10 protein-coding genes are annotated in these 11,803 nt (G+C 28.8%); 4 read left to right on the top strand and 6 right to left on the bottom strand.

Annotated elements, in window-relative coordinates:
• Positions 1-25 precede the first annotated feature (25 nt).
• Positions 26-625: a ribonuclease HII gene (locus Q0881_RS13215; protein ID WP_299161117.1), complete on the bottom strand. Its 600-nt coding sequence runs from the start codon at positions 623-625 to the stop codon at positions 26-28.
• A gap of 70 nt (positions 626-695) precedes the next feature.
• Here Q0881_RS13215 and Q0881_RS13210 point away from each other — a divergent pair, with 70 nt between their 5' ends.
• Both Q0881_RS13210 and Q0881_RS13205 read left to right on the top strand, forming a co-directional pair.
• Positions 696-2,645, top strand: coding sequence for a putative porin (locus tag Q0881_RS13210; RefSeq protein ID WP_299161114.1), 1,950 nt, complete (start codon positions 696-698; stop codon positions 2,643-2,645).
• Position 2,646: 1 nt separating this feature from the next.
• Positions 2,647-2,901, top strand: a complete 255-nt coding sequence (locus tag Q0881_RS13205) for a hypothetical protein (RefSeq protein WP_299161111.1) — start codon at positions 2,647-2,649, stop codon at positions 2,899-2,901.
• Here Q0881_RS13205 and Q0881_RS13200 read toward each other — a convergent pair.
• Entirely contained in the window at positions 2,855-3,304 is a 450-nt protein-coding gene (locus tag Q0881_RS13200; RefSeq protein ID WP_299161109.1) for a GNAT family N-acetyltransferase, read from the bottom strand. The two genes, Q0881_RS13205 and Q0881_RS13200, sit on opposite strands and share 47 nt — an antisense overlap.
• A 37-nt stretch (positions 3,305-3,341) precedes the next feature.
• Positions 3,342-4,808, bottom strand: a complete 1,467-nt coding sequence (gene nhaC / locus Q0881_RS13195; protein ID WP_299161107.1) for a Na+/H+ antiporter NhaC — start codon at positions 4,806-4,808, stop codon at positions 3,342-3,344.
• 81 nt (positions 4,809-4,889) lie between these two features.
• On the opposite strand from nhaC, the gene Q0881_RS13190 reads away from it, so the two are divergent.
• Positions 4,890-5,912 (top strand): metal-dependent hydrolase, encoded by a 1,023-nt coding sequence (locus Q0881_RS13190; RefSeq protein ID WP_299161105.1) that lies wholly within the window; start codon positions 4,890-4,892, stop codon positions 5,910-5,912.
• 49 nt (positions 5,913-5,961) lie between these two features.
• Here Q0881_RS13190 and Q0881_RS13185 read toward each other — a convergent pair whose 3' ends face one another.
• Positions 5,962-7,179, bottom strand: coding sequence for an aminotransferase class I/II-fold pyridoxal phosphate-dependent enzyme (locus tag Q0881_RS13185; RefSeq protein ID WP_299161103.1), 1,218 nt, complete (start codon positions 7,177-7,179; stop codon positions 5,962-5,964).
• 164 nt (positions 7,180-7,343) lie between these two features.
• Here Q0881_RS13185 and Q0881_RS13180 point away from each other — a divergent pair, with 164 nt between their 5' ends.
• Positions 7,344-7,805: an Lrp/AsnC family transcriptional regulator gene (locus Q0881_RS13180; RefSeq protein WP_299161101.1), complete on the top strand. Its 462-nt coding sequence runs from the start codon at positions 7,344-7,346 to the stop codon at positions 7,803-7,805.
• A 13-nt stretch (positions 7,806-7,818) separates the two neighbouring features.
• Here the strand turns inward: Q0881_RS13180 and Q0881_RS13175 are convergent, their stop codons facing one another.
• Both Q0881_RS13175 and Q0881_RS13170 read right to left on the bottom strand, forming a co-directional pair.
• On the bottom strand, positions 7,819-9,771 hold the full coding sequence (locus Q0881_RS13175) for a DUF3857 domain-containing protein (protein WP_299161099.1): 1,953 nt from the start codon (positions 9,769-9,771) through the stop codon (positions 7,819-7,821).
• Complete coding sequence (locus tag Q0881_RS13170) at positions 9,771-11,801, bottom strand: transglutaminase-like domain-containing protein (RefSeq protein WP_299161096.1); 2,031 nt, start codon at positions 11,799-11,801, stop codon at positions 9,771-9,773. The genes Q0881_RS13175 and Q0881_RS13170 overlap by 1 nt, the downstream gene beginning before the upstream one ends.
• Positions 11,802-11,803 lie beyond the last annotated feature (2 nt).

Genomic DNA, 11,803 nt, shown 5'->3' with positions numbered 1-11,803 from the left:
AAATTGGAAGACAAAAATATAAAAACTAAAGTTTTAATTTAAACTGTTCAGGAAGTAATTTAAAAGTCTTGCGATGATATGGTGTTATACCAAATTCACGAATAGCATTTCGATGCTCTTTTGTAGGGTATCCTTTATTTTTTTTCCAGTTGTATTGCGGGAATTCTTTATGAATTTTCTCCATATACTCATCTCTATAAGTTTTTGCTAAAACTGATGCAGCTGCAATACTCATAAACTTAGCATCTCCTTTTACTATAGTTTGATGAGGTGTTTCTTTATAAGGTTTAAACTTATTTCCATCTATAATAATAAATTCTGGCTGAGGAGAAAGTTGCTCTATAGATCGATGCATACCAGTTATTGAAGCTTGTAAAACATTTATCTCGTCAACTTCTTCATGTTCAACAAAAGAAACAGCGTATGCTAAAGCATGCTCTTCAATATAAGGACGAAGTAGTTGGCGCTTTTTTTCTGAAAGTTGTTTCGAATCATTTAAAAAATCATGTTGAAAATTATCAGGTAAAATAACTGCAGCTGCCACAACAGGACCAGATAAACAACCTCTGCCGGCTTCGTCAGTTCCTGCTTCTAAGGTAACTCCACTATAGTTTAATTTCAACATGCTACAAATTAACAGTTTTCAAAGAAATTATTCACAATTTTTGTCGTTTAATTATTTTACTTTTGTTGTTATGAAGAAAATTTTTTTAGTGCTTTTTTGTTTGTTAAGTGTCCATATGCTTTTTTCTCAAATAAGAAATGTTGATGGAAGTTTTGGAAAAGTCCCTAGAAGAGGAACCGATTCGTTACCGGATAATGAAATTGAAGTGATACTTAGTGGGAAAACAAAGTATACCGATTATAAAATTATATCGTTTAAAAATGATACAACTATAGTTGATACTACATTAACCTTAAAAAAACATTATAAATTTAATTTTTTAAGAAAAGATAATTTTGAACTATTGGGGTTTCATAATCAAGGGCAAACATTTAATAATTTAGCCTATAATTTTGATAATATTTCTAAATTCCCAGATATTGGTTTTAGAGCAAAGCAATTTAATTATTTTAAAATTGAAGATATAGATTATTATCACGTTCCAACGCCTACTACAGAAGTTATGTATAGAACAGGATTGGAACAAGGACAAGTATTAGATTTTTTATTTACGACTAATTTTTCTAAACGCTTTAATGTGGGGGTAGCATATAAAGGACTACGTTCATTAGGTGCGTATAGAAGGTCTTTATCTAGTTCAGGGAATTTTAGATTAAGTTTTAGGTATGAAAGTCCTAAGGAGCAATATGCTATAAGAGGACAAATTGTAAATCAAGATTTTTTTAATGAAGAAAATGGAGGGCTAACAGATGAGTCTTTAGATTATTTTTTAAATAATGACCCAAATTTTAGTAGTAACAGAGGACGATTAGATGTTAATTTAAATAATGCAGAAAATACTTTTGAAGGGAAACGATTGTATTTTGAACACACTTTTAAGTTATTATCATCTAAAGATAGTTTGCATGAAAAAGATTTCTCTAATTTAAAAATAGGGCATTCTTTTACAAGAGATTCAAAGTTTTACCGTTATAATCAAACAACAGCAACCCCTTATTTTGGTGACACAGGAGCTTTTGGAAGTGTAAATAATAAAACAGATTTTTTACTTTATAATAATCAAGTGTTTTTAGATTTTAATTCTAAATATGTATTGGGTAAGTTTAGAGTTAAAGCTGATTATACTACTTATAAATACGGATATGAAAACTTGCAGAATAATTTAGTAGGAATAACTAAAAATAAGTTAACAGGAGACGCAGTCTCGTTTGGAGCTGATTGGAATGGAAAAGTAAAAGATTTTTATGTAAATGCATCTGCAAGCTTAACGCCAGGTAGTGGAAGACTTTCTGGAAATAATTTAAAAGCTGAAGCTTTATATAAAAAAGATAGTGTGTTTACGGTAAAAGCTAAATTAGGTATTAGTAATAAGCTTCCTAACTTTAATTTCTTATTGCATCAGAGTAGTTATAATACTTATAATTGGGAAAATAACTTTTCATCAGTAGGTACACAAACTTTAGGTGGTGTAATAGAATCTAAATGGGGAAATGCTTCTGTAGATATTACTAATATTGATAATTACACTTATTTTGATGAAAATAATTTACCTAAGCAGTTTTCAGGTAATGTAAATTATTTAAAAGCCAAGATATCCAAAGAGTTTACCGTGGGTAAATTTGGTTTAGATAATACTATAATGTATCAAAAGGTAGCAAGTGGTAGCGATGTTTTTAGAGTACCTGAAATTGTAACAAGAAATACGTTGTATTATTCAGATAGTTGGTTTAAGGGTGATCCTTTATTTGTACAGATTGGAGCAACTTTAAACTATTTTTCAAAATATAAAGCAAATGCATATAATCCATTGTTAGCTGAATTTACCTTGCAAAACAATACAGAGATTGGTTACCCAACAGTAGACTTATTCTTTAATGGGAGGGTCCGTAGAACACGTATCTATTTTAAGGCAGATAATGTGAGTTCTTTTTTCTTAAAGAAAAATTATTTGTCAGCACCTAATTATCCATATAGAGATTTTGTGATTCGTTTTGGAATTGTTTGGAACTGGTTTATATAAAATGAAAAAACAGTTAAAACAAAATTGGAAACTATTTTTAATAGCTAGTTTAACTTTAGGATTAGCTCCTTTTAAGCCACCTCATATTATAGGAAAGCTAAAATGGATTGCAGGAGGAAATGCTTTTTCCGGAGAACAAGCAATGCAGTTTCAAGATTGGTTTGATGTTTTATTACATGGCAGTCCTTGGCTACTTTTAGTAGTGTCTGCTATTTTAAATTTTTCATCATTACTGGTAAAAAACGATTCGGAATAGAACTTTCTTTTTTTCCTATTGAAATAAAACCTTGACTTTCATAAAAAGGCTGTGCATTAGGATCTGCTAGTAATGACATAACCTCAATATTTAAAATTTTAGATTTTTCAATAGCGTGTGCTAACAACTGTTTTCCAATTTTTTGACCAATAACATTTGGGAGCACAAATAAAAATTCCAACTCTATGGTATTATTATGAGGTTGGTTTAATATATAAAAACCAGCGATTTTATTGTTCTTTATAAATTTATAAACCATCATTTCTTCAATCATCTTAGAGGTAACTGTTAAATCATCTTCCCAGCTTTTAATAAGTTCCTTGGAGTACCCCCAATATTCTTTTGAAATTAATGCGATGTTAGTTAATAATTCTGAATCTTCTATTTCGGCTTTTTTTATCATAAAAAAGAAAACCTCACTGTAATAGTGAGGCTTTATATTATTTTTTTGAAATTTCTCTAATTTTAATTCTAAATGCAGCGAATAATAAGGTCATAAATGGACTTAAATAATTAAAAACAGCATATATAGCATACTCACCAACTCCAACGCCTAATACACCAGATTGATAAGCTCCACACGTATTCCATGGTATTAATACAGAGGTTACAGTACCAGAGTCTTCTAAAGTTCTACTTAAATTCTCTGGAGCTAAGCCTTTATCTTCGTACGCTTTTTTAAACATTTTACCTGGGATTACCAATGCTAAATATTGATCAGAAGCTACTATGTTTAAACCTAAACAACTAACAACGGTACTGGCAAATAGCCCAAAAACAGAGCTAGCTATAGAAAGTAAGGCTTTCGTAATTTTAGCTAAAGCACCAATTGCATCCATAATACCTCCAAAAACCATAGCACAAATAATTAAAAAGATAGTCCATAACATTCCGTTCATTCCACCTGCACTAAATAATTCAGTTAGTTTTTCATTATCAGTTTGCACTTGAGTATCCGTTAAAACGGCGTTTACAACCGACTGGAATCTCGATTCTGCTAGAGCATCTAATACGTCACCTTGAAAAATAAATCCGAAGATGGCAGCTAATACAACTCCAGTTCCTAAAGCAACTAACGGTTTTGTTTTCAATAAAATCATTACAATTACAATTCCTGGAACCAAAAATAACCAAGGAGAAATATGAAACGTATTTTTTATACTAGCTAATAAATTACTTACGTCTGCATTTCCAGTAGTGTCAATAGTTGTACTTAAAATAGAAAATACAATTAAGGTAATTATAATAGTTGGCACTGTAGTGTATGCCATATATTTTATGTGCGTAAATAAATCTGTTCCAGCCATTGCAGGAGCTAAATTTGTAGTATCTGAAAGTGGTGACATTTTATCTCCAAAATAAGCCCCAGAAATTACTGCACCAGCAATCATTCCTGTTGGAATTCCTAAGGCGCTACCAATTCCTACCAATGCAATACCAACCGTAGCAGAGGTAGTCCAAGAACTTCCTGTTGCAATAGATATAATTGCAGCAATTATTACAGATGCCGGTAAAAATATTTCTGGACTTAGTACTTGTAAACCATAATATACCATTGCAGGTATAATTCCGCTAACTAACCAAGTACCAGCTAATGCACCAACCAAAAATAAAATCATAATAGGAACAAAAACACTTTTCCAGTTTTCCCAGATTTCAGCAATCATTCTTTGCCAAGTAACCTTATTTAAAAAACCAACTACAGCAGCAATAAAACCTCCTATTAATAAAATATATTGATTTGAGTAATCTCCTAACCAAGCACCGTCTGCATAAAAAATATTATAGGCTAATAAGCTCATTAAAATAATTACAGGAATTAAAGCTTCCCAAATATTTAGCTCTTTATTGTCAATAATTTTCTGATCTTCAATATTAATTTCAGATAAGTTTTTATTTTCTTGCATTGTATGGTTTTTTTCGGTTTGTAATGTTACGATTTTGTAAAGAATTATACAAATAGAATCAGTTTAGTACTTTTGCCAACTATGGATTCATTAACTCAAATTGTTTTAGGTGCTGCTTGCGGAGAAATAGCACTAGGAAAAAAAATAGGAAATAAGGCATTATTATTTGGTGCAATAGGCGGTACAATACCCGATTTAGATGTGTTTATCGGAGGCTGGTTATATGGAAATGAAATTGATGCGATGGCTTTTCATCGGGGATTTATGCATTCTATTTTATTTGCAGTTCTAGGTTCTTTTCTTTTTGGTTGGATAACTTTTAAATTATACAATACAGGTAAACGTCTTGGAACTACAACGCTTAAAAATTGGATTTTGCTATATTTCTTATCCATTTTCACGCATCCTATTTTAGATAGTTTTACACCTTATGGAACGCAATTATTTTTACCTTTTTCTGATTATAGAGTAGCATTTAATAATATTTCTGTAGTAGATCCTTTATATACACTTCCTTTCTTATTATGCCTACTTGTTGCTATGTTTTATAATAGAAAAAGAACGAGAAGAACAGTTTGGGTAAAAGCAGGGATTTACATCAGTTCTGCCTACATGTTATTTACTATTGGTAATAAAATTCATATTGATTCAGTTTTTAAAAAATCATTTGATAAAGCAGATATTTCTTATAGTAGGTATTCTACACAACCTACTATTTTTAATAATGTTTTATGGTATGGAATTGCTGAAACTGATGAGAGTTATAAAGTAGGATTTTACTCTTTATTTGATTCCAAAAATAAAGTAGATACAATTTTAACAATTCCTAAAAAACATAATTTACTTGATATCGATAATGCTGATATTAAAACGTTGCGATGGTTTAGTAATAATTATTACAACCTTGTTCCAATTGACTCCTCAAAGAATGTACAATACTTAGATTTACGTTATCCTTTGTTGAATCCTGATGATGTAAACACATCTGTATTTAGTTTTGAATTGAAAAAAGATGGAAATCGTTGGGATATGGTTCCATTTAATGGGAAACCACCTTCAAAGGAAGATTTTAAAAAATTTAAAGAGAGAATTTACGGTAAATAGAAAAACCCCTCAATTATGAGGGGTTTTCTTATTTAAAAGCTTAGTGATATTAAACTAGAACTTCTTGTTTTAAAACCCCAACTTCTAGCATACATTGTTTCATCATTTGATATGTTCTTTCTATGTCGTTATCCAAACCAATAGAAAAACGAATTAATCCATCAGTTAATCCCATTTGAGCTTGTTCATCTTCTGGTATTTCTGATGAGGTTGAAGTTCCTGGGGCTGAGAATAAAGTTTTATAAAACCCTAAGCTTACAGCTAAATAACCTAAGTTTTTTTCTTGCATTAATTCCATTAAAGCGTTTGCTTTATCTAGCGAACCAACATCAATAGTTAACATTCCCCCAAAACCATATTCTTCATTCATCATTGATTTAAAAACTTCGTGTGATGGATGAGATTTTAACCCAGGATATACAGTTTTTAACCCATCTGCTTCAAACTTATTAGCTAAATAAGTAGCGTTTTCACTATGCTTTTTTATACGAATATGTAATGTTCTCATATTCTTTAGTATTGAAGATGAACGTAAAGAATCCATAGAGGAACCTAATAACATGCTTGCTCCATTAATTACACTTTTCTGAGAGTTTATAAAATCTGTACTAGCACATACAACGCCACCCATGGTATCTGAAGATCCGTTGATGAATTTTGTTAGGCTATGAATTACCACATCTGCACCAAATTGTATTGGTGAAATTGAGAGAGGAGAAAAAGTATTATCAACAACAAGTTTTAGATTGTACTTTTTAGCTAAAGCTGCTAAAGCGTTAATATCTGCAACTTCTAATAAAGGATTACTTACAGATTCGCAATAAATCATTTTTGTTTGCTCGTTTATAGCAGCTTCTATAACATCTAGTTTGGTGATATCAACAAAAGAAGTTTCAATATTCATTCTAGGTGTAAAGTTTTTTAAGAATGCATAAGTACCACCATAAATAGTTCTACTTGATACAATGTGATCTCCAGCTCCACAAATTTGTAAAATAGTTGCAGTTATTGCTCCCATACCAGAACCCGCTACGTTAGCAGTTTCTGTCCCTTCCATAGCTGCTAAAGCTTCGCCTAAATATAAGTTTGAAGGAGAAGTGTGACGGGAGTATAAATAACAACCATCAGTATTCCCTTCAAAAGTATCAAACATGGTTTTGGCTTTTAAAAAAGTATAGGTAGAAGAATCAGAAATAGAAGGGTTAACGCCTCCGAATTCTCCAAAATATTGTAGATCTTGAATGTTGTTTGCAGGTTTAAAATCCATAATAAGTATATTTAGTTGTTTATAGGACTATAAATGACTTGTTTTTTTGATTAATAATCAATTAAAATTATTATTTGTAGTTTTTTATTCTTTATTTTGAGCTGAAATTAGTTTTTATAATGGTTTTTTAAACAGAAAATGTTTAAAAAATGTAAATTTTTCAGATGAAATTAGATCAAATTGATAAAAAACTTTTAGAATTACTTCAAAAAGATAGCAAGCAAACTACAAAACAGCTTTCTTTAGTATTAGGTTTGTCGGTAACTGCTGTTTATGAGCGGATTAAAAAGTTAGAGAGGGCAGAGGTAATTACTCAGTATGTAGCTTTAATTAATAAAAACAAAGTAGGGAAGTCTTTTTTAGTTTTTTGCCATATTAAATTAGAAAAACATGCAAAAGAATATATTGCTGCTTTTGAAAGAGAGATTAATAAATTAGAAGAAGTCGCAGAATGCTTTCATGTAAGTGGCGATTATGACTATATTCTAAAAATTTATGTAAAAGATATGGATGAATATCGTGAGTTTATGGTTAATAAACTAACTGCCTTGAAGCACATAGGTAGTACTCATAGTACTTTTACTATTGGAGAAGTTAAGAGTTCTAATATAATAGCTTTAACATAAAAAAAGCGAACAATTAATTGTTCGCTTTTTCAATTTCTATAAAAACATCTTGAGTCTTAATTATTTGATTATAAAATTCTTTTAAATGATGATATTCTTCATTAGTATATATTTTTTTATTGATATTTAATTTAGAATATATGTTAATTGTATTGTTTAGGTTTTTAAAACTTAAAATATACTGACCTCCTTTATTAGGTAAAGCTAAAGCCTTGTTTTTAGGTAAGTGTTTTAAATTATATCCATTAGGTAGCTTTAACGATAATATGTATGTGTAACTCCTTGGGTGTCCATAATCTATTGGATAATCTCGATTGTTAAGTTTAAATGGGTTTTTTACATACCTATCTATTAAAAAAGGATTGATTTTAATCTTATTTCCTAAATTAAAATCGTCAAAAGTAATAGTATAAATTTGATGTAGTGCTTTATTGTTTTGTTCTTTGCTTTTAAACGTTAAATTATCAACTTCTATATTTGAATGTTTAGATTCGAAGTTTTCAATATAATCGTCCTTATTAGTTTCGCTAATTTCTTCTCTATTATTTTTTGCAAAATAACCATTGCTAGAAACTGTTAAAGTACCACTTAATTCATTTTTTTGATTAAAAGATAAAAGAGCTTTTGTAGTTCGGTAAGTTTTCTTACTTAACTTAATAGTTTCCCAATAACTTCCTTTTTTAAAATCCATTACTCTTCCATCTCCATTTAAAGCTATATATTGAACTAAACCAAAAGGAAGTTTTTTGTTTGTAGCATCTAAAAAATAAGTTTTATTATTAATAATAACTTTAACCAATAAATAGTTAAAATCGTTTATTACAGGGTGTAATTTTGTAGGTATAGCTTTATCTCTTGTTGATGTAAGTACTAGGTAGCTTTTTATATTTGCGGCTTGAAGTGCATTGTATAAAGATAAGTTAATATCGAAAATATTTCCAGTTCTATTTTTATAAGCTTTTTTTATTCTAACTTTTTTTGAAGGCCAATATTTTCCATTCCAAATAAAATGGTTTTGAATAGATGAATAAATTTCATTTGCTTTTTCTAAATTATTTTTTATTAAGAATAAACTAGGGTTTAACTCATTTTTAAAAAAACGTTTTTTAGAAATTTGATTATCAAGAAAATTATATTTTAAATTTTTATCGGCATCTTTCCATGTTTTAGTAAACTTTTTTACGCTTCCAGATAAGTTTGTATAGGATTCAAGCTCAAAAGCTAATTTAGAAGTGAAATTTTCTTTACTAAGCATATAACTTTCTTCTTTAAATGCAGGAATATTGTCTATTCCATAATTTAAAATTAAACATTCACCATTGCTTATGCTAGGAGAGTTAATACAGTTCTTTTTTATAGAGGCATTATTCCTGTTAAGTTTTAAGAAACCAATAATTCTAATATTATATTTCCAGTTTCCTAAAATAGCAGCAGTAAAATCACTTTTAACTTTTGGTATGTCAGATTGAAAATACCAATCATCAATTCCTGAATAAGGAGAGGTTACTGAGTATTTATATTCAATAACACTACCTACTTTAATATTTGGGAGTGTAAAAGTTGTTTTTTTCCATTTACTTGATAAATCGACTGTATAAATCTGGTTAGCTTCTAAATGAGTTTCTAAAATTTTATTTTGTGGAGATATATTATAGGTAACTCCTTTTATTGAATGTATTTTTTCTTCTCCATAAAAAGGAATTTTAATGGTGGTTTTATTTTGCCCTTCTTTTTTTAAAATTTTTATTCTAAAATAGTAGTCAGTAGTTTTATTGTAATTTTTGTTCTTATCTAAGTAATAATTAGCGTGTTCATAAAGAACAACCGCGTTAGCGGTTGTGTCTTTGTCATATTCTTTCATGGTTAATTCAAGAATATTTATATTTCCTATTTTGGTTGATTTACTTTTTTGAGAAAAACTATTTAACGTTAGTAAACAAATTGAAATCAAGAATATTTCTTTCATTATTTTTTAGCTAATACAATCTTTTCGGTTTTCTTTTCAATAAGTTGCTTATAAAAAAGTCTTAAAGAATCATAGTACTGAGGAGTAATTATATTAGAGTTCATTTTTAGTAAAGAAGCTAATTTTATTTGGTTACCTTGAACTGTAATTTGATATTTAAATACTCCTAGATTGTCGGGTAATCCAATAGCTAATTCTTTTGGATAAGATTCTACAGTATAATTTTCAGGTATTGTAATTGATACAAAGAATTTATCCTGCCAAGGCATTCCGTAATCTACAGGGAAACTTCTTTCTTTTGTTTTAAAAGGGTTTTCTCTAGAAGTTAAGAAAAACAATGGAGAGAAGTATAATTTATTGTTTATTTCTTCTATTTGACTGTCTCCAGTAAACTTTATAGTTTGTGAAATAGGTTTGTTTAAAGACTCTTTATTAAAGACTTTAAAATCGTCAATTTCCACATCATATTTTTCTTCTAAAGAGGTTATAAAATCTTCTTCTTTTTTAAGGTTGTTTTTTTGACGGTAAAACATAGCTATATGTCCAGTTAAAGATTTTCGTAACATACCATTTATTTCACCAAGAGCATTAATTTTTACATATAATTTATTATCTTCTGTTGTATGTCTTTCAGGCGTTAAGTTTACAGTTTTTGTTCCTCCATTTTCATTAATTTCTCTACCGTACCAGTTTAATGCTCTATATGGGAGTATATTTGGCGTAGCATATTTTTCGGTAGCATCTAATAAAACGTAGTCACCGTTTTCAAAAGTTACTTTGGAAATTAGATAATTAAATCCGTCTTTAGTAGGGAATAAAGAGATACCATTATTTCTAGTACTAACTAAAACTGGATTTGCTTTTAAACCAGCAAAACGTAACATAGAAGTTAACATTAAATTTATTTCGGCAACATTTCCAGTTCCTTCTTTATAAGCTTTTTTTACACCATTATCTGTGTATTTGCCGTTGTAATTATTCCATTTTACTTTTGATTTAACAAAATTAAAAATAGCATTGACTTTCTGAGTGTTAGTGTTTTTATTTGCTAAAACATTTGCTAGATCATTTTTATAATAAGAGGTTTTGTTTAGCTCATTACCAAAACTTGAAGAATTGTATATTGTATTACAAACTTTTTCCCATGTGTTACTATATGTTTTTATAGGAGAGTTAGGAAAGTTGGTCATTGACAATTCATATTTAATACCTCCATAATAATTTTTAATATTTGAAACATATCGCTCATTATTTTTAAGAGCACTGATGTTTTTTGCAGTATAAGTATCTATATTATATTTTAAATTTACTTGAGAAGTTTGAACTTTTGATTTAACACTTGTAAATCCAGATCCACTTCTAGAAGTAGATCTTACTCTATTTTTAAATGATAGTTGACCTTCTCTAGATGATTTCACAGGAGGAATTGAGAAGTATCCTTTACTTGATTTTTTAAACATATACCATTCTGGAGTTTCAATTTTAGCATAATAAAGTTTAATAGGTATGTCTGTTTGGAAGTTTAGTTCATCAATATATCGTTCATAAGGAGATGTTAAAATGTATTTTAGTTCTATAACAGTTCCTTCATTAACATTAGGCATTGTAATTTTTTTAGAGCTTCTGTATTTAGATAGAGTCTCAGAAAAAATATCTTTTTTAGACAGTTTTTTCTTAACTATTTTTCCATTAGAGTCAATATTGTAAGTATATCCTTTAATATTACTAATTTTCTCATCTTCACCTTTATCGGGAGATAAATAAACTAAATTAAAAGTAGATTTATTAAAACCTTCTTTATTATATATTTTAATTTTTAGATGCATTTCATTAATAACTCTGAAACCAGAATTTTGACTAAACTCATAAAAAGTTTTTCTGCCTTTATATAAATATGCTGCATCTGCTGTAGAATCTAGAGGGTAAAATTTTTCTTCAAGTTCTTCTTTTGAAACTTTTCCAAATTTTATTTCTTGTGCATTTATTATTACTGATAAGAATATAGCAATAATGGACAGTATACTTTTCATAG

This window comes from uncultured Tenacibaculum sp. (genome assembly GCF_947494125.1).
Taxonomy (GTDB): domain Bacteria; phylum Bacteroidota; class Bacteroidia; order Flavobacteriales; family Flavobacteriaceae; genus Polaribacter.
The sequence above is the reverse complement of the archived record's forward strand: the minus strand, read 5'-3'. Positions and strand labels throughout refer to the sequence as shown.

Bases quoted from the DNA above. Each gene is read 5' to 3' on its own strand.
- Q0881_RS13215 (WP_299161117.1), bottom strand. From the start codon at position 625: ATGTTGAAATTAAACTATAGTGGAGTTACCTTAGAAGCAGGAACTGAC.
- Q0881_RS13210 (WP_299161114.1), top strand. From the start codon at position 696: ATGAAGAAAATTTTTTTAGTGCTTTTTTGTTTGTTAAGTGTCCATATG.
- Q0881_RS13205 (WP_299161111.1), top strand. From the start codon at position 2,647: ATGAAAAAACAGTTAAAACAAAATTGGAAACTATTTTTAATAGCTAGT.
- Q0881_RS13200 (WP_299161109.1), bottom strand. From the start codon at position 3,304: ATGATAAAAAAAGCCGAAATAGAAGATTCAGAATTATTAACTAACATC.
- nhaC (WP_299161107.1), bottom strand. From the start codon at position 4,808: ATGCAAGAAAATAAAAACTTATCTGAAATTAATATTGAAGATCAGAAA.
- Q0881_RS13190 (WP_299161105.1), top strand. From the start codon at position 4,890: ATGGATTCATTAACTCAAATTGTTTTAGGTGCTGCTTGCGGAGAAATA.
- Q0881_RS13185 (WP_299161103.1), bottom strand. From the start codon at position 7,179: ATGGATTTTAAACCTGCAAACAACATTCAAGATCTACAATATTTTGGA.
- Q0881_RS13180 (WP_299161101.1), top strand. From the start codon at position 7,344: ATGAAATTAGATCAAATTGATAAAAAACTTTTAGAATTACTTCAAAAA.
- Q0881_RS13175 (WP_299161099.1), bottom strand. From the start codon at position 9,771: ATGAAAGAAATATTCTTGATTTCAATTTGTTTACTAACGTTAAATAGT.
- Q0881_RS13170 (WP_299161096.1), bottom strand. From the start codon at position 11,801: ATGAAAAGTATACTGTCCATTATTGCTATATTCTTATCAGTAATAATA.